This is a genomic window from Duganella sp. 3397 (genome assembly GCF_031456625.1).
GTDB lineage: Bacteria > Pseudomonadota > Gammaproteobacteria > Burkholderiales > Burkholderiaceae_D > Rugamonas > Rugamonas phyllosphaerae.
In genome coordinates this window covers 213,836-236,081 of sequence record NZ_JAVDVB010000007.1, presented here as the reverse complement: position 1 = coordinate 236,081, position 22,246 = coordinate 213,836, and the positions used below count along the sequence as shown (strand labels likewise).

The 22,246-nt window shown below is 62.2% G+C and carries 23 protein-coding genes and 1 tRNA gene; 6 read left to right on the top strand and 18 right to left on the bottom strand.

What is annotated here, in order from left to right; translation table 11 throughout:
* Positions 1–29: 29 nt before the first annotated feature.
* Positions 30–926 (top strand): LysR family transcriptional regulator ArgP, encoded by an 897-nt coding sequence (locus tag J2X54_RS22140; protein WP_310183796.1) that lies wholly within the window; start codon positions 30–32, stop codon positions 924–926.
* Positions 927–982: 56 nt separating this feature from the next.
* Here the strand turns inward: J2X54_RS22140 and J2X54_RS22135 are convergent, their stop codons facing one another.
* Positions 983–1,684 carry an SOS response-associated peptidase family protein gene (locus tag J2X54_RS22135; RefSeq protein ID WP_310183794.1) on the bottom strand — a complete coding sequence of 234 codons (702 nt, stop codon included), beginning with the start codon at positions 1,682–1,684 and terminating at the stop codon, positions 983–985.
* A gap of 10 nt (positions 1,685–1,694) precedes the next feature.
* Positions 1,695–2,057, bottom strand: a complete 363-nt coding sequence (locus J2X54_RS22130) for a DUF5710 domain-containing protein (protein WP_310183792.1) — start codon at positions 2,055–2,057, stop codon at positions 1,695–1,697.
* An 85-nt stretch (positions 2,058–2,142) separates the two neighbouring features.
* Here J2X54_RS22130 and J2X54_RS22125 point away from each other — a divergent pair, with 85 nt between their 5' ends.
* Entirely contained in the window at positions 2,143–2,808 is a 666-nt protein-coding gene (locus J2X54_RS22125; protein WP_310183790.1) for a hypothetical protein, read from the top strand.
* On the opposite strand, the gene J2X54_RS22120 is transcribed toward J2X54_RS22125, so the two are convergent.
* Positions 2,809–3,909 (bottom strand): Gfo/Idh/MocA family oxidoreductase, encoded by a 1,101-nt coding sequence (locus J2X54_RS22120; protein WP_310183787.1) that lies wholly within the window; start codon positions 3,907–3,909, stop codon positions 2,809–2,811. It abuts the gene before it with no gap.
* Between the two features lie 163 nt (positions 3,910–4,072).
* On the opposite strand from J2X54_RS22120, the gene J2X54_RS22115 reads away from it, so the two are divergent.
* Positions 4,073–4,720 carry a M17 family peptidase N-terminal domain-containing protein gene (locus J2X54_RS22115; RefSeq protein WP_310183785.1) on the top strand — a complete coding sequence of 216 codons (648 nt, stop codon included), beginning with the start codon at positions 4,073–4,075 and terminating at the stop codon, positions 4,718–4,720.
* Positions 4,721–4,771: 51 nt separating this feature from the next.
* Entirely contained in the window at positions 4,772–5,254 is a 483-nt protein-coding gene (locus J2X54_RS22110) for a DUF3016 domain-containing protein (RefSeq protein ID WP_310183783.1), read from the top strand.
* 50 nt (positions 5,255–5,304) lie between these two features.
* Here the strand turns inward: J2X54_RS22110 and J2X54_RS22105 are convergent, their stop codons facing one another.
* The 8 genes from J2X54_RS22105 to ybiB all read right to left on the bottom strand — a co-directional run bounded on the left by J2X54_RS22105 (position 5,305) and on the right by ybiB (position 15,000).
* Complete coding sequence (locus J2X54_RS22105; RefSeq protein ID WP_310183781.1) at positions 5,305–6,486, bottom strand: Fic family protein; 1,182 nt, start codon at positions 6,484–6,486, stop codon at positions 5,305–5,307.
* A 251-nt stretch (positions 6,487–6,737) separates the two neighbouring features.
* A tRNA-Ile gene (locus J2X54_RS22100) sits at positions 6,738–6,816 on the bottom strand.
* A 104-nt stretch (positions 6,817–6,920) separates the two neighbouring features.
* Positions 6,921–9,179: an RNA polymerase sigma factor RpoD gene (rpoD, locus tag J2X54_RS22095; RefSeq protein WP_310183778.1), complete on the bottom strand. Its 2,259-nt coding sequence runs from the start codon at positions 9,177–9,179 to the stop codon at positions 6,921–6,923.
* A gap of 453 nt (positions 9,180–9,632) precedes the next feature.
* Positions 9,633–11,426 (bottom strand): DNA primase, encoded by a 1,794-nt coding sequence (gene dnaG / locus J2X54_RS22090; protein ID WP_310183775.1) that lies wholly within the window; start codon positions 11,424–11,426, stop codon positions 9,633–9,635.
* 85 nt (positions 11,427–11,511) lie between these two features.
* Entirely contained in the window at positions 11,512–11,961 is a 450-nt protein-coding gene (locus tag J2X54_RS22085; protein WP_310183773.1) for a GatB/YqeY domain-containing protein, read from the bottom strand.
* A 159-nt stretch (positions 11,962–12,120) separates the two neighbouring features.
* Positions 12,121–12,333, bottom strand: a complete 213-nt coding sequence (gene rpsU, locus J2X54_RS22080) for a 30S ribosomal protein S21 (RefSeq protein WP_008451879.1) — start codon at positions 12,331–12,333, stop codon at positions 12,121–12,123.
* Positions 12,334–12,562: 229 nt separating this feature from the next.
* On the bottom strand, positions 12,563–13,768 hold the full coding sequence (locus tag J2X54_RS22075) for an NAD(P)/FAD-dependent oxidoreductase (RefSeq protein ID WP_070246444.1): 1,206 nt from the start codon (positions 13,766–13,768) through the stop codon (positions 12,563–12,565).
* 248 nt (positions 13,769–14,016) lie between these two features.
* Positions 14,017–15,000 (bottom strand): DNA-binding protein YbiB, encoded by a 984-nt coding sequence (gene ybiB, locus J2X54_RS22070; RefSeq protein ID WP_404990946.1) that lies wholly within the window; start codon positions 14,998–15,000, stop codon positions 14,017–14,019.
* Positions 15,001–15,111: 111 nt separating this feature from the next.
* On the opposite strand from ybiB, the gene J2X54_RS22065 reads away from it, so the two are divergent.
* Positions 15,112–16,170, top strand: a complete 1,059-nt coding sequence (locus J2X54_RS22065; protein ID WP_070246448.1) for a 3-deoxy-7-phosphoheptulonate synthase — start codon at positions 15,112–15,114, stop codon at positions 16,168–16,170.
* A gap of 76 nt (positions 16,171–16,246) precedes the next feature.
* On the opposite strand, the gene J2X54_RS22060 is transcribed toward J2X54_RS22065, so the two are convergent.
* A complete protein-coding gene (locus tag J2X54_RS22060) occupies positions 16,247–16,561 on the bottom strand; it encodes a hypothetical protein (protein WP_070246450.1) in 315 nt (104 codons plus the stop codon).
* A gap of 219 nt (positions 16,562–16,780) precedes the next feature.
* On the opposite strand from J2X54_RS22060, the gene tsaD reads away from it, so the two are divergent.
* Positions 16,781–17,821 carry a tRNA (adenosine(37)-N6)-threonylcarbamoyltransferase complex transferase subunit TsaD gene (gene tsaD, locus J2X54_RS22055; protein ID WP_310183708.1) on the top strand — a complete coding sequence of 347 codons (1,041 nt, stop codon included), beginning with the start codon at positions 16,781–16,783 and terminating at the stop codon, positions 17,819–17,821.
* On the opposite strand, the gene J2X54_RS22050 is transcribed toward tsaD, so the two are convergent.
* The 6 genes from J2X54_RS22050 to J2X54_RS22025 all read right to left on the bottom strand — a co-directional run bounded on the left by J2X54_RS22050 (position 17,818) and on the right by J2X54_RS22025 (position 22,237).
* The gene (locus tag J2X54_RS22050) at positions 17,818–18,000 is read right to left on the bottom strand and encodes a hypothetical protein (RefSeq protein ID WP_070246453.1); all 183 of its coding nucleotides are present in this window, start codon (positions 17,998–18,000) and stop codon (positions 17,818–17,820) included. The genes tsaD and J2X54_RS22050 overlap by 4 nt on opposite strands.
* A gap of 167 nt (positions 18,001–18,167) precedes the next feature.
* Positions 18,168–19,406, bottom strand: a complete 1,239-nt coding sequence (locus J2X54_RS22045; protein ID WP_310183704.1) for a metal-dependent hydrolase — start codon at positions 19,404–19,406, stop codon at positions 18,168–18,170.
* 3 nt (positions 19,407–19,409) lie between these two features.
* Positions 19,410–20,147 carry an AAA family ATPase gene (locus J2X54_RS22040; protein WP_310183701.1) on the bottom strand — a complete coding sequence of 246 codons (738 nt, stop codon included), beginning with the start codon at positions 20,145–20,147 and terminating at the stop codon, positions 19,410–19,412.
* Positions 20,148–20,151: 4 nt separating this feature from the next.
* The gene (locus J2X54_RS22035; RefSeq protein ID WP_070246459.1) at positions 20,152–20,442 is read right to left on the bottom strand and encodes a DUF427 domain-containing protein; all 291 of its coding nucleotides are present in this window, start codon (positions 20,440–20,442) and stop codon (positions 20,152–20,154) included.
* A gap of 13 nt (positions 20,443–20,455) precedes the next feature.
* Positions 20,456–21,517 (bottom strand): sensor domain-containing diguanylate cyclase, encoded by a 1,062-nt coding sequence (locus tag J2X54_RS22030; RefSeq protein WP_310183697.1) that lies wholly within the window; start codon positions 21,515–21,517, stop codon positions 20,456–20,458.
* A gap of 72 nt (positions 21,518–21,589) precedes the next feature.
* Positions 21,590–22,237 (bottom strand): DsbA family oxidoreductase, encoded by a 648-nt coding sequence (locus J2X54_RS22025; protein WP_310183694.1) that lies wholly within the window; start codon positions 22,235–22,237, stop codon positions 21,590–21,592.
* Positions 22,238–22,246: the final 9 nt, after the last annotated feature.

The window sequence follows — 22,246 nt, the reverse complement described above, 5'->3', positions numbered from 1 at the left end:
ATAATATTGGACTAATATCAGGAATGCTAATGAGCAGGATCGACTACCGGGGCCTGGCCGCGCTCGATGCCGTGGTGGAGCATGGCAGTTTCGACAAGGCTGCGGTGGCCCTCTCCATCACGCAATCTGCGGTCTCGCAGCGCTTGCGCATGCTGGAAAGCCAGGCTGGCGAACTGCTGTTGCTGCGCAGCCAGCCGCCACAGGCGACCGACGCCGGCCACCGCCTGATCGCCCATTATCGTCAGGTTCGGCTGCTCGAAGCCGCCCTCGACAGCAGCAAACGGTCCGGCGCCGGTCGCGCGGAGTTGGCGATCGCCGTCAATGCCGACAGCGCGGTGACGTGGCTGCAGCAAGCGGTCACCCCACTGATGGCGGCCGGCGACTGCATGCTGCACATCACCATGGACGACCAGGACCATACGCTCACCATGCTGCGCGAAGGCCGGGTGTTTGGCTGCGTGACCAGCGAAACCGCGCACGTGGCCGGCACCACCGCCACGCCGCTGGGCCGGATGCGCTACCACTGCCTGGCCAGCCCGGCGTTTGCCGCGCGCTGGTTCCCGGACGGTTTGACCGCCGCCAGCGTGGAAAACGCGCCCGCGCTCGACTTCAACCGCAAGGATGCGCTGCTGGCGCGGTTTATCGCCCAGGCTACCGGCTACCAGGGCCGTTATCCTCACCATTCGTTTGCGTCGTCGGAGGGGTTCGTGCGGTTTCTGGAAGCCGGATTTGCCTACGGCATGGCGCCGCAGCTGCAATGCGCGGCGCAGCTGGCGGCCGGCACGCTGGTCGACCTGGCGCCGGGGCGGGTGCTCGATGTGCCGCTGATCTGGCATATGTGGGATATCCAGACGCCGTTTACCAAGGCGCTTACCGAGCAGGTGATAGACACGGCGCGACGCTGGCTGTTGCAGCCGGGAGATTAAGCACCGGCCGCTACACGCTGTTTCAATGCACTGCCGCCGCCCGGCTGGCGCAGCGTCTAAAACAGGTCGATTTGCGTCGATTCAGGCTGCGGCGATGCAGCCGGCTGCGCTTTTTTCTTGCGCGGCGGCGGCGGGTCGAACCAGGCCCGCATCAGTTCGGGTGGGAACTGCTGGAAATAGCTGCGCGCGCGTTCGGGATCGCGGCAGCGCAGCCAGTCGTCATATTCGTCGGCGGCAATCACGATCAGCGAGCGCTTTTCGTCGCCCGGCTTGTGGAAGCGCTGCATCAACGGATGCTCGTCGGCATTGATGGTCAGCTGCGTGAACGAATATTCGGGACCGTTCTCGCCAGGCCACTCGCGCCAGATGCCGGCCACTGCGAACGGCGCGCCGTCGGCCCGGCCGATCTGCCAGCGCTGGGCCGCGCCCGACTCGTAATTGGGTTCGAAAAACCCGGTCATCGGCACCAGGCACAACTGCCCTTCGCGCCAGCATTTCGCGTATGAACGCAGCTGGCCCACCGTTTCGGTGCGGGCATTCATGGTGTCCCACGGCTTGACGCCGGGCGGAATCTGCCGGCGCGGCACCAGGCCGTAGGTGGCAGTGGTGCACACCAGTTGGCCGTGCTCGTTGTAGCGGATGATGGGCGCCGGATAGTCTTTCCAGCTCTCTTGCGGCCACTCGTCGCCCTCGAACAAGCTCAACTGGAACAGGTCGGCCAGCAGGTCGCGCGACGTGGGCCGGTAATTGGTGCACACGACCGGACTCCTAGGCCCGCAGCCCGACCAGCAGTTGCGCAACGCTGTCGTGGGTGGCGGTCCAGCCGGACGTGGCCAGCTTGGGCGCGCAGACCGGGCAGTCCACGAACGGATCGCAGTCGTGCTCGAGGTCGATGAACAGCTTGCCCATCACCGGCTTGCCGGCGTAGGAATCGACGGTGACCGGGCGGTTTTTCAGCGACGTGGCAGCGACTGCCGGCACGAAGTCGGCGCCGCCCGGTGGCAGCCAGCGCGAGAACGCTTCGGTTGGTTTGCCATCGGGCACATACCAGGACTTGCGCTCACCGTTCCAGCGCGCGCCCAGGGCTTTGGCCTCGTCTTTTTCCGCAAACGGAACTTTAAGAAACATCATGCGGCATACTCCGTGACGAACAGTGACAAAGCCGCTATTTTACGCGTGTGTGAGAAAATTGGCGCCTGAACCCCGGAGACACCGTATGCCCCTGATCGAACCCCTGACCCTCACCCTGCCCGAGCTGGCCGAACGCTGGCACATGACGCCGCAACAAATGCTCGCTGGCGCGGTGCCGCAAGTGCTGCCGATGTATTTCTATTTCGATGGCCTGGTGTTTGCGTTCGGCGACAAGTGGCTGCGCGCCAACGGCGACGCCGCCATCACGCAAGACCTGGACACGCACCAGACCCGCGCCGCGTCGATCGAAATCGACCTGCAGCGCCAGGCGCTGCACAAGCGCGGCCTGTTGAAACTGACGCAATGGGAAGAAGCGCTGAGCGACGGCGAACTGGCCGAACACCAGGCCGAATCGGACCGCCTGGCCGGCGAAATCGTGCGCCTGACCGCCCTGCTCAAGCAGCGCCACGAAGAACGCCAGCAACACGTGCGCAACGGCCTGCTGCGCGCCGCCCCGCGCACGCTGTCCGACATCGCCCTGCACGGCAAAACCCGTTTCCCGCAATTTGCCTTCATGCCCAACACGCCGCCGGGCTTTGACAACACCGAACGGGTGCCGCCCGGCACCGTGGTGGCGATGGAAGACGGCTTCCCGCTCAAGGACGTGCTGACCGATGCCGACCTGGTAATCTCGATGCTCGACATCAAGCTGGCCGAGGAAGCCGGGCTGCACCAGCAACCCGGCATCTAATTACTTCAACGCGATGCGCTTGTGCTCGCGGGCCGAACGATAGACCGCCTCGATGATGCGGATATCGCGCAAGCCTTCTTCGCCCGGCACCATCGGCGTGCGGTCCTGCATCACCGATTGCGCCATATGGTCGAGCTGGCCGGCGAACTGGTTGGCCGACGCATTCGGCGGCGCGGTGATTTCGTTCTTGCGCCCGTCCCCTACCCACAGCTTCTGGCCCTGGTAGCCGGTGGCCGGCTCCATCTCGATGCGGCCCTTGTCGCCCATCAGCAGGAACTGGTTGCGGTTGGCCGAATACATCGACATGCACGAACCGATCACGCCGGACGGGAACTCGAGCTGGAACTCGATCATGTCTTCGACGTCGCGGAAGCGCGGATCGGACCGGTCGGTGGTTTCCTTGGCATACACAGAAATGGGTTCCTCGCCGGTCATGTAACGCGCCGCCTGCAGCGCGTAGATGCCGATATCCATCAGCGAACCACCGCCCGACATCGCCCTCTTCACACGCCAGTTGTTGCCGCCCGTGGTGTAGCCATGCTCGGAGCGGAAATAGCGCAGCTTGCCGATCGCGCCGGAACGCGCCAGCCGCCGCGCCTCGAGGTTGAACGGCTCGAAGTGGCAGCGGTAGCCGATCATCAATTTCTTGCCGGCCTGCTTGCAGGCGGCAATCATCGATTCGCATTCGGCCGACGAGATCGCCATCGGCTTTTCGCACAGCACGTGCTTGCCGGCCTTGGCGCCCCTGATCGTGTATTCGGCATGCATCGAGACCGGCAGGCAGATGTAGACGATGTCGATGTCGGGATTGTCCTTGATGCGGTCGTAGTTCTTGTAATCGTAGATATTCGATTCCGGCACGCCATACTCGCCCGCCACTTTCCTGGCCTTGACGGGGTCGCCGCTGACCAGCGCGACCAGCTTGCTGTGCTGGCAGTATTTGAACTGCGGGATGATGATGCCGAGCCCGTAACCACCGAGGCCGACGATCGCATAACCCATCTTGCGGTCGGGATTGGCCCACACGGGACCGCCCACTGCGGTTGCCGCCAGCACGCCACCTGCAGTCATGACCAGATTACGCCGAGTAAAATCCATCATCCTCTATCTCCTGTTCGTGGTTTGTGTTTCTTGTTCGGCAATTTTAGTACAAATGTTAGCGCTACAGAGCATCGGTAACATGCCGCGCGCCATAAATTTCGGCAGGGTCGCATTCTGGCGAACCGCGCTAAGATAGGCGACCGACTTGACCTGGAGTTCCGCCATGAATGAACCGCATGCAACAACTGAACAATCACCCGAACGCCTGCCCATCGGCACCCTGGACGGCGTCGAATTCGACGTCGTCGCCTGGGGACCGGCGCAAGCCGATGTCGACTTCAGCGTTGCCTGCATGTTCGAGCACGAGCAAGGCGGCGCCCCCGTCGCCGGCGGCCTGCTCGGCCTCGACACCGCGCTCGGCGGCCAGCTGACGGCGCTGCGCGCCAGCGGCGCCTTCCGTGCCCAGGAAATGGAAACCATCCTGATCAGCCTGCCACCAGCCAGTCTGCCCGCCCGCGCGGTACTGGTGATCGGCCTGGGCAGTCCCGAAACGCTGGACGGCGACCGCCTGCGCCGCGCCACCCGCGTGGCCATGCGCGAAGCGATCCGCCACGGCGCCCGCTCGCTGGCTTTCGCCCCCAGCGTGCTCGACGGCGGCCACACCGACAACGCCGGCCTCGACATGCCCCGCATGATGATGGACGGCATGCTTGGCGCCTTGCGTGCCGAACATGCGCTGGCCACAGCCGGCCTGGCGCCGCCGCCATCGGTGCAGCGCTGCACCTTCGACGTCGGCGCGCCGCGCCTGCACAGTTCGGGCGAGGCATTTATTGCGGCCTTCAAGGAGTTCGCGCAGGCGCGCGGTCAATAATTCTTGGAGTATATTGGGGACTTATTCACGCCCACTACCGGGGGAGTCGCCATGCACCACCTGATCCGTCCAGCCGCCTGCGCCCTGCTCGCCTTTGGCCTGGCCGCCGGCACCGCCTCGGCGGCCGTCACCGTCACCTACGTCAATACCGAAAAGATGACCGATGTGCCGCGCTTCGAGACCGACCGCAAATCGATGGAAATCGACTTCCGCGAATTCTTCGAGGAGCAGGCCAGGAAGCTGCCGGCAGGCCAGGATTTAAAGGTGGAAATCCTCGACATCGACTTGGCTGGCGACGTCTTCCCGCGCGTGCCGATCCGCGATGTCCGCGTCACCCAGGGCACCTACGACTTCCCCCGCATCCACCTGCGCTACAGCCTCGAGCAGGACGGCAAAGTACTGCGCAGCGGCGAGCGTGAGCTGGCGGATCGCAACTACCAGCTCAACGTAAACAGTTATCGCAACGAGATGTATCACTATGAAAAGCAGATGCTCAGCGAGTGGTTCAGGAAGGATGTGTTGGTGGGGAATTGACCGCAGTGGCGACTGGAGAGCCATCACCAAGCCACCGTGTGTCACCCGCATTACATCACGTTCGTTCCCTCGTCGATGATGCGCAAAAACGCCTCATAGGCATACACCCGGCCGCGCTTCTTGCCAGTCACTTCGTGGACCAGGCCCAGTCTTTCCAGCCCGGCCATCGCGCTATTGACGGTAGGCATGCTCAGGCCCGTCTTGTCGACCACCTGGGTGGCGTTTGCAAACGGCTGATTCTGCAGCAGTGCATGCACCCGCAACATGGAGTTGGCTTGCTCCCCTGCAGCGGTAATGCGCGCCCGGTCTTCCGAAAACAGTGTCACGATGCGCAGCGCGCTGTCGTGCGCATTGTTGGCAGTAGCAGCAACGCCCGTCAGGAAAAATTCCAGCCAGGCCTCCCACGTGCCGCGCTGACGCACCTCCTGCAGCAGCCGGTAATAGTCGGTCCGGTGCGTCTTCAAATACAAGCTCAGGTACAGCAGCGGTTCCCGCAACACCTGCTGCTCGACCAAAAACAGCGCGATTAGCAGGCGCCCCAGCCGGCCGTTGCCATCCAGGAATGGGTGGATCGATTCAAACTGCAAATGCAGCAAGCCGGCCTTGATCAGCGGCGGCAGGGTGTTGTCCTCATGCAGGAACTTTTCCAATTCTCCCAGGCAGATCTGCATTTCCTGCTGCGGAGGCGGCACATAAATCGCATTGCCGGGGCGTGTGCCGCCCAACCAGTTTTGCGAGCGGCGGAAGGCCCCCGGATCTTTGGCGCTGCCGCGTCCGTCCTTCAACAGTAGCCCGTGCATTTCCCGAAGCAAGCGCAGGCACAGCGGCAAGCCATGCGGACTGGGCGCACGAATGCGTTCCAAGCCGTACATCATGGCCTTCACGTAGTTCGATACCTCGCTCACATCATCGATGGGTTGGCCAGCAATGGCGGCATTCTCGAAGCGCAGTAAATCGTCCAGCGTCGACTGGGTTCCCTCGATCTGCGACGACAACACCGCCTCCTTGCGCACGTACATGTACAGGAACAGGGACTTGTCCGGCAACATCATCGTGATGCCATCAAGGCGGCCGATGGCCCGATCGGCTTCGCTCAGTTTGTTCAGCAGTAGCGAGGACATTTCCAATGCCGGCACTGGCGGCAAAGGGGGCGGCACAAATGCTTGCACCGTTTCGTCAAACGCCACGGTGGTGACATAGCGGCCGAGCCGACCGACATCTGGTGAGTTCAAGAAAGCCCCTTTAATAACGACTAACGTTAATTAGGCTAGCCTAATTAAGCACCAACACTATTTAAATTCTACTTGATAATTTTAATAGTGGTGATCTATGCAGTCAAGACTGGCCTATCCGGCAGTTGATCGTGAAACTGGGGTAAGCCACCAAGTCACTGGAGAAATTCTGGACAGAATGTGGACAGTGGAAAGTAAGCCAAAAATAAAAGGGTTAGCGTTAGCTAACCCTTTTATTTTAAAGATGAATTTGGTAGGCCTCCCCAGAGTCGAACTGGGCACCAACGGATTATGAGTCCGCTGCTCTAACCAAGCATGAGCTAGAGGCCCGAGGTGATACCTGTGCGCTGGAGGTCTTGCCGGCCCCGCTGACGCGCGTTCGCTTTTTGGGCGAACGCGCGAGGATAAGGGTTAGCGGCAGCGCACGTCAAGTCTTAGTTGGCTTCCAGGAAGCTTTTCAGCTTGTCCGAACGGCTCGGGTGACGCAGCTTGCGCAGCGCTTTCGCTTCGATCTGGCGGATCCGTTCGCGGGTGACGTCGAACTGCTTGCCGACTTCTTCCAGCGTGTGGTCGGTCGACATTTCGATACCGAAACGCATGCGCAGCACCTTCGCTTCGCGTGGCGTGAGAGAATCCAGCACATCCTTCACCACGCCGCGCATCGAGGCGTGCAGCGCGGCGTCGGATGGCGCCAGCGTGTTGTTGTCCTCGATGAAGTCGCCCAGGTGCGAATCGTCGTCGTCGCCGATTGGCGTCTCCATCGATATCGGTTCTTTGGCGATCTTCATGATCTTGCGGATTTTGTCCTCCGGCATTTCCATCTTGATGGCCAAGGTTGCCGGGTCGGGCTCGGCGCCGGTTTCCTGCAGGATCTGGCGCGAAATCCGGTTCATCTTGTTGATGGTCTCGATCATGTGCACCGGGATGCGGATGGTGCGCGCCTGGTCGGCGATCGAGCGCGTAATGGCCTGGCGAATCCACCAGGTGGCATACGTGGAGAACTTGTAGCCGCGACGGTATTCGAATTTATCGACCGCCTTCATCAGGCCGATATTGCCTTCCTGGATCAGGTCGAGGAATTGCAGGCCGCGGTTGGTGTACTTCTTGGCGATGGAAATGACCAGGCGCAAGTTGGCCTCGGTCATTTCGCGCTTGGCCTTGCGCGCCTTCATTTCGCCGGCTGCCATCTGGCGGTTGATGTTGCGCAGGTCGGGCAGCGGCAGCACCACGCGCGCTTGCAGGTCGATCAGGCGCTGCTGCAATTCCTTGATGGTCGGGATATTGCGGCCCAGGATGGCGCTGTACGCGTGGCCGGCGGCCACTTCGCCATCGACCCAGTCCAGGTTGGTTTCATTGCCCGGGAAAACCTTGATGAAGTGGGCGCGCGGCATGCCGCACTTGTTCACGGCCACGTCGAGAATCTGCTTTTCGATGTGACGCACTTCGTCCACCTGGCCGCGCAGCGTGTCGCACAGCTTTTCGACGACCTTGGCGGTGAAGCGGATGCCCAGCAGTTCGTACGAGATCGCTTCCTGGGCCTTGACGTAGGCCTTGGAGTTGTAGCCCTCTTTTTCGAAGGCACGGCGCATCTTGTCGAACTGCAGCGAGATGGTGTCGAATTTTTCGAGCGCGGTGTTTTTCAGCGCTTCGAGCTGTTCGGCCGAGTAGCCGGCGGCGGCGCCTGCGGAGTTGCCCGCCTCTTCCTCTTCTTCGGCTTCTTCTTCCTCGGCTTCTTCATCTTCCTCGTCGTCATCGCTGGCGGCGGCCGGGGCAGGTGCTGCGGTGGCGCTGCCGTCGTCGCTCTCATCGACCAGGCCGTCGACGATTTCGTCGATCTTGATTTCGTCGGCGCGGATCCGGTCGGACGCGGCGATGATTTCGGCGATGGTGACCGGGCAGGCCGAGATGGCCTGGATCATGTCTTTCAGGCCGTCTTCGATGCGCTTGGCGATTTCGATTTCGCCTTCGCGCGTGAGCAGCTCGACCGAGCCCATTTCGCGCATGTACATGCGCACCGGGTCGGTGGTGCGGCCGAAGTCGGAGTCGACCGTGGACAGTGCGGCTTCCGCAGCGGCCTCGGCTTCGTCGTCGCTGGTGACGGTGGCGACGTTGTCCGACAGCAGCAGGGTTTCAGCATCCGGCGCATGCTCGTAGACGGCGATGCCCATGTCGTTGAATGTGCCGATAATGCCTTCGATCGCTTCGGGATCGATGATGTTTTCGGGCAGGTGGTCGTTGATCTCGGCGTACGTGAGGAAACCGCGTTCCTTGCCGAACTTGATCAGGGTCTTGAGTTTCTGGCGGCGGCGCTCGAGCTCTTCTTCGGTCGCTTCGGTGTCCGAAGAGAACGCATCCTTGAGCAGCGCTTTTTCCTTGGCCTTGCGGTCCTTGGCCTTGGCCTTGTCCACGGCCTTGAGCTCGGCGCGTTCGACCGCGTTCAGCGCGGCGACTTCGTCGTTCTCAGGCTGGAATTCCTTCGGCTTGCGCCCGCGCCGGCCGGGCACTTTGACCGACGGCAGTACGTAGCCCGAAGTATCGATGGCAGCCAGCGTAGCCGCGTCGGTGGTCTGGCTGACCACCGGCGGGTTGTTGCTGGCGACACGCGTTTCCGCCTTATCCGCTGTTTTAGCGGATTTTGCGGTCGCTTTGCTCGGCTTTTCAGCCACATTGGATTCAGGTTTCTTGATTGGCACAGGCGCTTTCGATTACACAACGACTTGCTTATTTAGGATAAAGTTTCTTGCAGTTCCCTTGGAACCCACGTCTTCGAACTTGCCGACTTCACAAGTCCGACAACACTACGACTACTTATACCTGGTCAGGCTGTGACCGCAAAATTCTACTGCATCAAACTCATGCGTAGTGGCAAGAAACGATGACAGGGTTAGACAACAAACATAAGCGGGGGTTCACCTTCTTCTTATTTCTTTGCCTAGTACCCAATCGTGCTGTCCTGCATGCTGCTCGACAACCTAACTCACTGAAAACAAACACACTCTGAACGGAAAAACGATGCCAAAACATACAACACTTAGCGTTTTATTATAGCACGTCACTTTTCAAACTCCAGAGGGAAGCACCCTCGCTGCCCCTCTGTAAACCTGCAAAAACATGACGGCGATCAACACTTGAACATTGATACAACATTAGCGGTTTGCAAATTCCGCTTGCTTCTCTCTTTCCAGCTGCGCCTGCTGCGCGGTGATCTCGCGAAAGCGCGCGATACTCTCCGGCGTCAGGCCCGCCGCGGACAGTTGCATCAGCTCCTGTTTGAGGGCATCTTCCTTGATCTGGCGGATGGCGCTGCGCAGGAACAGGCGGTCGGCATCGACATCGGACTCCGCTCCCCGGGCGATTTCGCTGATGATCTCGTCGTATTCGTCGCCCTGCGACTTCAGATGCTGGGCGAACGACGCAAACCCGCCGTTTGCGCCCAGCGCCTGGGCGCCGGCCACCAGTTGCAACAGCCGCTCGGCAGCCTCGGCGCCAAAGAACTGGAACGCCGACAGCGCCGCCTCGTCGATATCGAGCGCCAGCGGCGGATGGCCCACCAGCAGGCGCACGATCTGCAACTCCAGCCCCACCGGCGCCGGGCGGCCGCTGCGGCTCGGCGCCTTGCGCGACAGCGCCACCGGCTTGGCCAGCTCGAACAGCGATTCGATCTCGTGCGGCGTAGTTTGCGTCAGCTGCGCCAGGCCGCGCACGATCTGCAGCCGCAGCGCGGTCGGTGTCATCGATTGCAACAAGGGCTTGGCGTCGAACTGCACGCGCGCCCTGCCCTCCGGGCTTTGTAAATCATGCTCGCCCACCACTTCCTTGATCAGGAACTGCGACAGCGGCATCGCTTCGTGAATCTCCTGCTCGAACGCTTCGTTGCCGTAAGTTCGCACATAGCTGTCCGGATCGTGCTCGGTGGGCAGGAACAGGAACTTGATGGTCTTGTTATCGGCCACGTGCGGCAGGCACGCCTCCAGTGCGCGGCGGGCGGCGCGGCGGCCGGCCTTGTCGCCGTCGAAGCTGAAGATCACGGTGTCGGTCTGGCGCATCAGCTTTTGCACGTGGTGGGGGGTGCAGGCGGTACCGAGGGTTGCCACCGCTTGCGGGAAACCCATCTGCGCCAGCGCCACCACGTCCATATAACCTTCCGTCACCAGCACGTAACCGGCATCGCGGATCGCCTGGCGTGCTTCGAACAGGCCATACAGCTCGAATCCCTTCGAAAATAATGGCGTTTCGGGAGAATTCAAGTATTTCGGTTCGCCGCCATCGAGCACCCGGCCACCGAAGGCGATCACCTGGCCCTTGGTGTTCTTGATGGGGAACATCACGCGTTCGCGGAAACGGTCGTACCGCTTGCGGTTGCCGCCGTCCTCATCGACGCGGTCGATCACCAGGCCGGCTTCGGCCAGGGCCACCACGTCGTAGTCGCGGAAGATGGCTTTCAAATTATCCCAGCCCGGCGGCGCGTAGCCGAGGCCGAAGCGCGCGGCCACTTCGCCAGTCAGGCCGCGCCCCTTGAGGTAGGCGATGGCGTCCGGCGCGGTGCGCAGCTGGGCGCGGTAAAAATCGCACGCCTGGGTCATGGCGTCGGACAGGGCCATGCTCTGGGCCTGCATCTGCGCGCGCTGGGCCGGGGGAATCTTGTCGTCCTGCTCGGGGACCACCATGCCGACGTTTTGCGCCAGGTCCTTGACGGCATCGACAAAGCCCATGCCCGAGTATTCCATCAGGAAGCCGATCGAGGTGCCATGGGCGCCGCAGCCGAAGCAGTGATAGAACTGCTTGGTGGGGCTGACCGTAAAACTCGGGGATTTTTCGTTATGGAATGGGCACAGGCCCATGAAATTGGCGCCGCCCTTCTTGAGCTGCACATAACGTCCGACAACGTCGACGATATCGACGCGATTGAGCAAATCGGCAATGAATGATTGAGGGATCACAGGGTTCGGTGCCAGGGTAATTATTCAGACTATACCGCCGTGCTGATCCGGTTTTGACACCGATCAAGCACGGCAGAGCAACACATCAGGCCGGTGCCAGCGCCTTTTTGACCAGGGCGGAAACCACCATCATGTCGGCACGGCCAGCGAGCTTGGGCTTGACGATGGCCATGACTTTGCCCATGTCCTGCGGACCGGCAGCGCCCGAGGCAGCCACGGCAGCAGTCACTTCAGCAGCGATTTCCTCGTCCGACAGGCCGGCTGGCATGTAGGCGGCCAGCACCGCCAGTTCGGCTTTTTCGATGTCGGCCAGGTCGGCACGGCCACCGGCTTCGAACTGGGTGATCGAGTCCTTGCGCTGCTTGATCATTTTTTCGACGATGGCAACGGTTTGCTGGTCGTCGACTTCGATGCGCTCATCGACTTCCTTGCGCTTGATTTCGGCCAGGATCAGGCGAATCGTGGACAGGCGGCCGGCTTCCTTGGCACGCATGGCGTTTTTCATGTCTTCAGTGATTTGTTCTCGCAGGCCCATGAGGATTTCCTTTTAAAATTTTGCAAAATAAAAACGCGTGCAGTATAAACGCGAAAACCCGCTGCGGCGAACCGGAGCGGGCATTCTCTAGATGCAGCAAGATCCGACCCGGGGCAATGGCGCAAGATACGCCGCACGACCGGATTGGTTTGAGCAGTCTTAGAAGAGTTTTTTCGGCAGCTGTTGGCTGCGGATGCGTTTGTAGTGACGCTTGACTGCAGCAGCCAGCTTGCGCTTGCGCTCAGCCGTTGGCTTTTCGTAGAACTCGCGTGCGCGCAGTTCGGTCAGCAGACCGGTTTTTTCGATGGTGCGTTTGAAGCGACGCATTGCGACTTCGAACGGCTCGTTTTCTTTAAGGCGAATAGTGGTCATGTAAAAATTCAAACCGTTTGAGGTTATAGGGAGACAGAGACTATAGCAGCTTTTGCAGGAAAATGGAAGTCCATGGACCATCGAGACGGTCCAAGCAGACGGCTTTGACTGCAAAAACAACAAGACGACGCTGAGTCAGCTCCCACATCAACTCTGACAATCTTTCTGCTCCCGAACTGATCGGGCGATTGGATTGCACCTGCGCCGTTACAACTAGAAGGTCAGTATATCAGACAGCTTGACCGGCTGCCACACCGGAAGCCCAGGCCCACTGGAAGTTGTAGCCACCGAGCCAGCCGGTCACGTCCACCGCTTCGCCGATGAAATACAGGCCCGGCACCTTGGTGGCCATCATGGTCTGCTGCGACAGGTCGCGGGTATCGATGCCGCCGCGCGTCACTTCGGCCTTGCGGTAGCCTTCGGAGCCGTTCGGGGTCAGGGTCCACTGGTTGATGGCCGCGCCCAGTTCGCGCAGCCTGGCGTCCTGCATGTCGGCCAGGCGCGCGTCGAGCGCAAAGCCGTGCGCCAGCAGCAGGCCTTCGGCCAGGCGCGTGGGCAACCACTGGGCCAGCACGTTGCCGAGCTGCTTCTTGATCGTGCCCTTGCCTTCGATCAGCGTGGCAGCCACGTCCACGCCCGGCAACAGGTCGATCACGATCGGCGTGCCCGGAGTCCAGTAGCTCGAAATTTGCAGGATGGCCGGACCGGAAAGGCCGCGGTGGGTGAACAGCAAATCTTCGCGGAAACGTCCACCGGTTGGATTGCGCCCCTTCAACGACCCGGTTGCCACTTCCACTTCCAGGGCGATGCCGGACAGTTCGGCAAACGGCGCCCACGCCTGCGGATCGAACGTCAGCGGCACCAGCGCCGGACGCGGTTCGACCATGCGCAGGCCGAACTGGCTGGCGACGCGGTAGCCGAAATCGGTGGCGCCAATTTTCGGGATCGACAAGCCGCCGGTGGCGATCACCAGCGCGTCGGCTTCGATGGTGCCGGTGTCGGTGTCCAGGATATAGACGCCATCGGTCTGCTCGACGCTGGCGATCTTGCACGGCATGCGCCAGTGGACATCGCCCGCTGCGCACTCGTCCTTGAGCATCTCGATGATCAGCTCGGCCGATTCGGTGCAGAACAGCTGGCCGCGATGTTTTTCGTGGTAGCCGATACGGTGCTTTTTCACCAGCGCGACGAAGTCGGCCGGGGTATAGCGCGACAGTGCACTCTTGCAGAAGTGCGGGTTCTCGGACAGGAAGTTGGCCGGCGTGGTGTTGATGTTGGTGAAGTTGCAGCGGCCGCCGCCCGAGATACGGATTTTCTCGGCCAGCTTGCCGGCGTGGTCGATCAGCACCACGCGCTTGCCGCGCTGGGCCGCCGTGGCCGCGCACATCATGCCGGCGGCGCCCGCGCCGATTACTGCTACATCAAACTTTGCCATGCCAGTTCCAATTCAATAAGTTGCCCGCGAAGAAAGACGCGGGTCGCCGACCGCTAGCCATCCACAGTAAGTCATCAGCCGCCGAGTCGTCATCCCCGCGAAAGCGGGGATCCATAGAACGCTTATATAGCCAGCTCAGCATGGATCCCCGCGTACGCGAGGATGACGGTATAACGGCCAACAACATTTCAGCCGGGGGGGGGGGGGGGGCCGGGATTGTACAGCAGGATCCGCCCTACCCGCCTTTGCTACTGGATCGGCTCGCTCACCCGCTGCCTTGACTGCAAGGTACGCGAGACCAGCAGGCATTGCGCCACCTGCTCGGCGATCGAGGCCGGCACCGGCACTTCGCCTTTCAAAACCGCCGTGATCCACGCCGCCGTGGTGGCAGCGTCCTTTTCTTCGGGCAGCAGCGGCAACTCGATCACTTGCGTCTGCTTGGGCACCAGCGTGCTGCGCAGGCCGCCATGGAACCAGTCGATCTGCTGCGCCTTGTTGGCGTTGGCCACCGTCTCGCCCTCGGTACCGCGCATCAGGAAGGCGTCGCCGCGTTCGTGCAGGGCCGAAGTCGTGAAATATTCGCCGAGCATTTCCAGGTATTCGGGATGGGTGTACGACACCAGCCGCAAGGCCGGCCCCACGAACGGCTGCATGATTTTCACCAGGGTATGGGTGGAGTTGCGCACCCCGAGCCGGCGCCGCAGCGACAGCTGGTAGGCCAGCTTGGGCGCCAGCGCGTCGATGGTGATGAACGCCACGTGGCCCTGGGCCATCGCTTCCTCCGCTTCGGCGCGGTGGCGCGCGGCGGTGATGTCGAGCGCGGCAAACACTTCGGCCGAGGTGACGCGCCCCGGGTCGGTGGCCACGCCGTGCACCAGCACCGGCACGCCTTCGCGCGCCAGCAGCATGGCCAGCAGCGGCGTCAGGTTGGCCATCTTGCGCGCGCCGTTGTAGCTGGGAATGCACACCGGGGCGTACTGGCCCGGCGGCGCCGTCAGCGGTTCGAACGAGCCTTCGGCCGCATCGAGAAAGCCGGCGATTTCGTCGATCGACTCGCCCTTGATGCGCATCGAGAGCAGGATGCCGCCCAGCTCGAGGTCGGACACGCGGCCGTCGAGCATGGCCTGGTAAAGATCGTGGGCGTCATCGCGCGACATGCTGCGTGCGCCGTTTTTGCCGCGGCCGATCTCCTTGATGAGTCGGGCGGCCAGGAAGGGTTCGGATGTCGTCATAAGCATCTACCGGAAGAGTTGGGGCTGTAGCGAAAAACCTTACTGGCGAAGCCAGTATTGTTTACTTCGGCTACACTATACCTCCCCCGAATAAAATTCACGCAAAAAGCCATGATTTCCCCAGATATCGAAAACATCAACGTTACCTCGTTCGCGCCGATGCCGTCGCCGGAAGTCTTGCACCGCAAGCTGCCGCTCACCGACAGCGCCTCCGAGACCGTGATGAAGGGCCGCGAAGCCCTGCGCAACATTATCGACCGCGAAGACAAACGCCTGTTCGTGGTGGTCGGCCCATGCTCGATCCACGACCCGGTCGCCGGCCTCGACTACGCGCGCCGCCTGAAGGCGCTGCAAGCGGAAGTGGCCGATACCATGCTGCTGGTCATGCGCGTGTATTTCGAAAAGCCGCGCACCACCACCGGCTGGAAGGGTTATATCAACGACCCGGACATGGACGATTCGTTCCGCGTCAACGAGGGCATGGAAAAAGCACGCCAGTTCCTGCTCGACGTGTGCGAGCTGGGCCTGCCCACCGCCACCGAAGCGCTGGACCCGATCTCGCCGCAATACCTGGGCGACCTGATCGCCTGGACCGCCATCGGCGCCCGTACCACCGAGTCGCAGACCCACCGCGAAATGTCGTCGGGCCTGTCCACGCCGGTCGGCTTCAAGAACGGTACCGACGGCGACATCAGCATCGCAATCAATGCCATCCTGTCGTCGGCGCACCCGCACGCGTTCCTGGGCATCAATGCGCAAGGCAATGTGGCAATCGTGCGCACGCGCGGCAACGCCTACGGCCACGTGGTGCTGCGTGGCGGCGATGGCCGTCCGAACTACGATTCGGTGTCGATCGCGATTGCCGAACAGTCGCTGGCCAAGGCCAAGCTGCCGGCCAACCTGGTGGTCGATTGCTCGCACGCCAACAGCTATAAAAAGCCGGAACTGCAACCACTGGTGATGGCCGATGTGATCCACCAGATCGTGCAGGGCAACAAGTCGCTGGTAGGCGTGATGATCGAATCGAATATCGTCGGCGGCAACCAGAAGATTCCGGCGGACTTGAGCCAGCTGACTTATGGCTGCTCGGTCACCGATGGCTGCATCGACTGGGACACGACCGAGACCATGTTGCGCGATGCGCACAAGCAGTTGTTGCAGCGTCCTTAATGATTGGATTGCCGCCTGAGTGGCAATGACGGCTCAGCGGCCTGCGGCATAGTATGCGCCGCAGGCCGTTGGTTTTTCAGCCGAACACCATCACCCGCGTGGCCACGCCGAACGAACCCGCCAGCGCCGCTTCCGCCTTGCTGGCTGGCGCGCTCAGTTCGGCCAGGTCGAGATAGACCTTGAAATCCTCGATCTTGACCGTGTAGCGGCGCGCGCCGCTCTGGCGTGGCTCCACGTTGGCCGTCTCCAGCACGGCAAATACGCTTTCCTCGTCGGTACGGAACAGCGCCACACCGGGCAGTTCCTGCCACGCCAGGCCACGCGGCACGATGCGCGCGCCGTCCAGCGGTACATCCTTGAGTTTGCACACCTGTTTCCATTGCCCTGACATATTCCCCTCCCGCAGTCACTTCGTCGTTTTACTAAGCAAAACCGGTGCCACAGGCAAACGGTGTAAAACGCCATGCAATCCTGACCAAACGGCAAAATTACTCCCTTCGGCAGTGCGTGTTCGGGGCCCGGTGGTGCAACCGCTGGTGCACCGGCCGGAGGTGGAAGCGCCCGCTTTCCTTTACAATGGCGGACTTCCCCTTACCTTTGCAGCCCTTCCATGATTGTTCTCGGCGTTGAATCCTCCTGTGACGAAACCGGCCTGGCGCTCTACGATACCGAGCACGGCTTGCTGTCGCATGCCCTGTATTCGCAGGTCGCCATGCACGAGGAATACGGCGGCGTGGTGCCCGAGCTGGCCTCGCGCGACCATATTCGCCGCACCATTCCGCTGCTGACGCAAACCCTGGAAGGCGCCGGCAAGGCGCTGGCCGATATCGACGCCATCGCCTACACCCAGGGCCCCGGCCTGGCCGGCGCGCTGCTGGTGGGCTCGTCGGTGGCGTGCAGCCTGGGACTGGCGCTGGATCGGCCGGTGCTGGGCGTGCACCATCTGGAAGGCCACCTGCTCTCGCCGTTGCTGGCCTCGCAGCCGCCGGAGTTTCCGTTCATCGCGCTGCTGGTATCGGGCGGCCATACCCAGTTGATGCGCGTCGATGGCGTGGGCCAGTACACCCTGCTGGGCGAGACGCTCGACGACGCCGCCGGCGAAGCATTCGACAAGTCGGCCAAGCTGCTGGGGCTCGGTTACCCGGGCGGCCCGGCGATTTCACGCCTGGCCGAATTCGGCGACCCGGCAGCGTACAAGCTGCCGCGCCCGATGTTGCATTCCAAGGATTTCAATTTCAGCTTTTCCGGCCTGAAAACGGCGGTGCTGACGGTGGTGAAGAACCACGAAGAGAAGGTGATCGCCAATATCTGCGAGCAGGACAAGGCCAATATTGCGCGCGGCTTTGTCGATGCGATCGTGGAAGTGCTCACCGCCAAATGCGTTTCCGCACTCAAGCACACGGGCTTGAAAAGACTGGTGATCGCCGGCGGCGTGGGCGCCAACGCGCAGTTGCGCGCGGCGCTCAATGCGGCGGCAGCCAAGAAGAAGTTCAAGGTGTTTTACCCGGAACTGGAATTTTGCACTGACAACGGCGCGATGATCGCTTTCGCGGGCGCGATGCGGCTGATGATCAACCCCAACGCCGCCCAGCGCGACTACAGCTTCAATGTGCGACCGCGCTGGCCGCTGGACGACATCAAAGTCGTTTAAGTTGTAGCGAAGGCCATCGAGGCCAGCACTGCCAGACCCACTAACGGAATCAGGTAACGTACCTTGCCCTTGCCCAGGCGAACGCCACGGGCAGCGATACGCTCGCTGCGCAGGCGGTGTTCGTCGGCTGCGGACTCGTGCACGGCGTGCGATTTTGGTTTGTCTTCGATTACATTCATAACGTCCTCCTCACTGTCCTGTTAAGTTCGATAATCTTACTTTCTGAAGGGCACAGCAATTGTTGTGCCAAGGAGAATCAGCGTTTACTGCGCCCACCGCACCATACTAGGTATAACTGTGGTTGTGATACCACACGTTACGGTGATGCATGGTCCGATTCGGTGCGTTACTGCGCTCCACCATGCAGCAAGTCGGCACGCGGATAACCCCAGCCCGGTACGCCGGTCGGACAAGGCTCTTGCGACGCCAGCGGCATGGTGGTGAAATTGCCGCGCGGCGTGATGGCATAGCGGTAATCGGACACGGTGCCGCCGTCGACATCGAACGCTGGCGCACGACCGAATCGCAGCCAGGCGTTGACCCGGCAATTCTCGACGCTCAGCGTACGCAACCGCTTCAGGTCATCGTCTTCCCTGCCGAACTGGGCGATACCGGGCGCCAGCGTGACCGAGGCGCCATGCTCGACCAGCGCCACCGAACACGACAACGGCGCCACCCATTGCGGCGCCAGGCTGGCAATGCCGCGACGCAGGCGATAGGTGCCAGCTGCCTCGTTGCTCTCCACGCTCACGTAGGCCCAGCACAGCGGCTGCGACGGAAACGCCGTCATCGCCACATCCACCACCTTCGAAGCCGGATCGAGCTGCTGCAACGCGGCCGTGATCTGCGCCCGCCCCAGGTGCGAGGCCACGCCCTGCACCGCGATAAAGCCGATGCCGAGCAACAAGCCCAGCGCCACGCCGGCGCGGCTGTCACGGCCCGAACGCGACTGCACAGCGCCGCACAACACCGCCACCTTGAGCAGGATCGCCAGGGCGATCCAGCCCAGGTAACCCTTGATGGCAAACGCCACCAGCGCCGCCAGCAAGCCGGTCAGCGCCAGCCAGCGGGCCGCGCGCCAGCGCATGATCAGCGCCATCGGCACGCCGATCGCTACCCAGAACAGCGGCTCGATGATGAATACCATGTCGCCATACACCCAGCGGCCATCGAACGGATACCAGGGGTGGACGCCATAAGAATTGGTGAAATCCATCGCCAGGTGCAACGTGAAGCCGAGGACGATGCTGGCCGCCAGGCCCCAGCGCGCGGTGGCGCTGGCCTTGAGCAGCGCCCGCGCCGACGGCCACAGCAGCCAGATCAATGCTGCCAGCAACAGCGCCTGCGGGATCGCCAGCAGCGCCGTGTGGGTGTGGCCGCGGTGGTGCAGCAGGTAGCCCAGCGGCGCCGGCAGCAAATTGTTGAGCACCAGGTCGAGATCCGGGAAGTTGCTGGCCAGCGCGCACGAGACCAGCAGCAGCCGGTGGCGCACGCGCTGGGCGCCGTCCTCAAGCTCGCGCGGCAGGCTGCGATGCAGTAATTCGCCGGCGCCGAAGCCGATGATGCTGTGGGTGAGATTATCCATGGGTCAGTCAGGGGCGAACAGCTGCGCGAGCCGGCGCGGGTAATGGTTGAGAAAATCGCGCGTGATGGCGTAATGTTCGGTGTCTTCGTACGCCACCTCGGTGATGCCGGTGTCGTCGAACAGTAAAATTTTGGCGTTGGGATACGCCAGCAGGATCGGCGAATGGGTGGCGATGATGAACTGCGACTGGTCCTGCACCAGTTGGTGGATCAGGCGCAGTGCCGCCAGTTGGCGGTTGGGGGAAAGCGCCGCTTCCGGCTCGTCCAGCAGGTACAGGCCTTTGCCGGTGAGCCTGCCGAGCATCACGTCCATGAACGCCTCCCCATGGGAACGTGTGTGCAGCGACGCCTTGCTTGACGATGTGCGGTCGTTGGCCGCGTCGAGAAAGCTCGCGACATGGTGAAAGGTCTCCGCCCGCAAAAAGTAGCGATCTTGAGGAAACTTGAAACTTTTTTGCAAGCGCAGCGCCCGCACCAGCGGCGCCTGCTCCTGTGCGCTGTTGAGGCGGCTGACATTGAAGTTGCCGCCGTCGAGAGAAAAACCCAGCGCCAGCGCAATCGCCTCCAGGACAGTGGACTTGCCGGCACCGTTCTCGCCAATGAAAAACGTCACGTCCGCATGGAAGTCGATCGATTCGAGCGCCTGCACAGCAGGCACATTATACGGATGGCTGTCCCAGTCCACCTCGGCGCCAAACAGCGCCGTAATCCGCTGCAGATATGGTTTGGCCGCGAGCGCCATGCCCTTAGCGCTGCACTTCCACGCCGCGCCAGAAGGCGATGCGGTCCTGGATCTCCTTGGCGGCCTCGAACGGCGCCGGGTAGTACCAGGCAGCGTTTTCGCTGGTATGGCCGTCGGCAGACACGGTGTAGTAGCTGGCCAGGCCCTTCCACGGGCAGCGCGAAGTGTGGCTGCTCGGTTGCAAATAGTCGGGATTGACCGCGCTGCGCGGGAAATAGACGTTGTTTTCAACGATCACGACTTCATCGTCGGCCGCTTGCGCGATGACGACGCCGTTCAGGGTTGCGGTGGGCATGGCGATTCCTTGTTTAGAGACGCTCGGTGGAGGGACCTTCGACGCGGTTGCGCCCGCCCCGCTTGGCACGGTACAGGGCGGCGTCGGCCTGGCGCAGCAAGCTTTCGGCGTCGGCCACGTCGAAGTGATCGAAGGTGCCCACGCCGAAGCTGGCTGTGACTGCCAGCATGCGCGGACCGATTTCGTGCGTCTGTGCGGCAATGCGCAATCGCAGCGACTCGGCAAAGTGCATGGCGCCGTCGAGCGCGGTGTTGGGCAGCACTACGCACAGCTCTTCGCCGCCATATCGGCCGGCAACGTCGATCTCGCGCACGTGGTCGCGCACCAGCTGGCCGATGGCAGCGAGCACCTGGTCGCCGGCTGCATGGCCGAATTCGTCGTTGATGCGCTTGAAGTAGTCGAGGTCGACCATCACCGCCGACACCGGCGCGCGGAAACGCTTGGCGCGCGCGGTCTCGAAGCGCAGCCGGTGCAACAGCGAGCGGCGGTTGTGCAGGCCGGTCAGTTCGTCGGTGGTGGCCAGCTGTTCCAGTTCGCGCACGGTGGCGGCCAGGGTTTTTTCGCTGGCGCGCAATTCGATCAGCGCCATCACCTGGTGCGCCAGCTTGACCAGCATCGCGCGCTGCTGGCGGTCCAGGTAGCCGGGCTTGGTATCGAGCACGCACAGCGCGCCGATGGCAAAGCCGTCGGACGACATCAGCGCCACGCTGCTGTAGCGGCGCATGAACGGCGCGGTGACGGTGAGCGGCAGGTGAGCCGTGCGCGGATCGCCCTGCAGGTCGGGAATTTCGAGGTCGGGAGTGCCCAGCACGGCCAGCGAACAATAGCTGTCGTTGCGTGGCAACTGGCCTAGCTGCATGCCGGTGCAGGCTTTCACCCACACACGGTCGGCATCGACCAGCGAAACGAAGGCGTACGGCACGTCGCACAGGCGCGCCGCCAGCTCGGTGAGGAAACTGAAATCCTCGCAGGCGGGCGTGTCGAGGATGTGATAGCGATGCAGCGCAGCCAGGCGGAAGTTGTCAACCACCGGGCGAGCGGTGGCGGGCGACGTGACATGTTCTGCGGCCTGCATGGGTTTCCTTGGGAACGGCGTAGATGTTAAGTTTAAAGCAAAAGCCGCGCCCCGGGGTCCTGCTTATTGGCGTCAGGCCTTGGAAATAATTTCGCGCAGCGCCCGCTCGAACACTTCGGCCGGCTGGCCGCCGGAAATCAGGTATTGCTCGTTGATGATCACGGCCGGCACCGAGTTGATGCCGTGGCGCTGGAAGAACTGTTCCCGCTCGCGTACTTCCTCGGCAAACTGGCTCGACTGCAGCACCGCCAGTGCACCGTCGCGGTCCAGGCCCACGCTGGCGGCTACGCGGGCCAGCACTTCGTGCGAGCTCGGGTCTTCGCCGTCGGTGAAATAGGCGCCCAGCAGCGCCAGCTTAAGTTCGGTCTGCTTGCCTTCCAGGCCGGCCCAGTGCAGCAGTCGGTGGGCATCAAAAGTGTTGTAGATGCGGCTGCGCTTGTCCATGGCGAAATCGAAACCGACTTCGGCGCCGCGCGAACGGATCATGGCGCGCGCCTGTTCCTGCTGCTCGGGGGACGAGCCGTATTTTTCGGTCAGGTGTTCGCCGATGTCCTGGCCTTCCGGGCCCATCTTCGAATTGAGTTCGAACGGCTGGAAATGCAGGTCGATCCGGGCAGCGTCACCGATGTTGTCGATGGCCTGCTGCAGGGACTTCAGGCCGATGGCGCACCATGGGCAGGAGACGTCGGAAACAAAATCGATCGTGATGGAACTGGACATGGCGCGACC

Coding starts and splice junctions, on each gene's coding strand:
- J2X54_RS22140 (WP_310183796.1), top strand. CDS start 30: ATGAGCAGGATCGACTACCGGGGCCTGGCCGCGCTCGATGCCGTGGTG.
- J2X54_RS22130 (WP_310183792.1), bottom strand. CDS start 2,057: ATGATGTTTCTTAAAGTTCCGTTTGCGGAAAAAGACGAGGCCAAAGCC.
- J2X54_RS22125 (WP_310183790.1), top strand. CDS start 2,143: ATGCCCCTGATCGAACCCCTGACCCTCACCCTGCCCGAGCTGGCCGAA.
- J2X54_RS22120 (WP_310183787.1), bottom strand. CDS start 3,909: ATGATGGATTTTACTCGGCGTAATCTGGTCATGACTGCAGGTGGCGTG.
- J2X54_RS22115 (WP_310183785.1), top strand. CDS start 4,073: ATGAATGAACCGCATGCAACAACTGAACAATCACCCGAACGCCTGCCC.
- J2X54_RS22110 (WP_310183783.1), top strand. CDS start 4,772: ATGCACCACCTGATCCGTCCAGCCGCCTGCGCCCTGCTCGCCTTTGGC.
- J2X54_RS22085 (WP_310183773.1), bottom strand. CDS start 11,961: ATGGGCCTGCGAGAACAAATCACTGAAGACATGAAAAACGCCATGCGT.
- rpsU (WP_008451879.1), bottom strand. CDS start 12,333: ATGACCACTATTCGCCTTAAAGAAAACGAGCCGTTCGAAGTCGCAATG.
- J2X54_RS22075 (WP_070246444.1), bottom strand. CDS start 13,768: ATGGCAAAGTTTGATGTAGCAGTAATCGGCGCGGGCGCCGCCGGCATG.
- ybiB (WP_404990946.1), bottom strand. CDS start 15,000: ATGACGACATCCGAACCCTTCCTGGCCGCCCGACTCATCAAGGAGATC.
- J2X54_RS22065 (WP_070246448.1), top strand. CDS start 15,112: ATGATTTCCCCAGATATCGAAAACATCAACGTTACCTCGTTCGCGCCG.
- J2X54_RS22060 (WP_070246450.1), bottom strand. CDS start 16,561: ATGTCAGGGCAATGGAAACAGGTGTGCAAACTCAAGGATGTACCGCTG.
- tsaD (WP_310183708.1), top strand. CDS start 16,781: ATGATTGTTCTCGGCGTTGAATCCTCCTGTGACGAAACCGGCCTGGCG.
- J2X54_RS22050 (WP_070246453.1), bottom strand. CDS start 18,000: ATGAATGTAATCGAAGACAAACCAAAATCGCACGCCGTGCACGAGTCC.
- J2X54_RS22045 (WP_310183704.1), bottom strand. CDS start 19,406: ATGGATAATCTCACCCACAGCATCATCGGCTTCGGCGCCGGCGAATTA.
- J2X54_RS22040 (WP_310183701.1), bottom strand. CDS start 20,147: ATGGCGCTCGCGGCCAAACCATATCTGCAGCGGATTACGGCGCTGTTT.
- J2X54_RS22035 (WP_070246459.1), bottom strand. CDS start 20,442: ATGCCCACCGCAACCCTGAACGGCGTCGTCATCGCGCAAGCGGCCGAC.
- J2X54_RS22030 (WP_310183697.1), bottom strand. CDS start 21,517: ATGCAGGCCGCAGAACATGTCACGTCGCCCGCCACCGCTCGCCCGGTG.
- J2X54_RS22025 (WP_310183694.1), bottom strand. CDS start 22,237: ATGTCCAGTTCCATCACGATCGATTTTGTTTCCGACGTCTCCTGCCCA.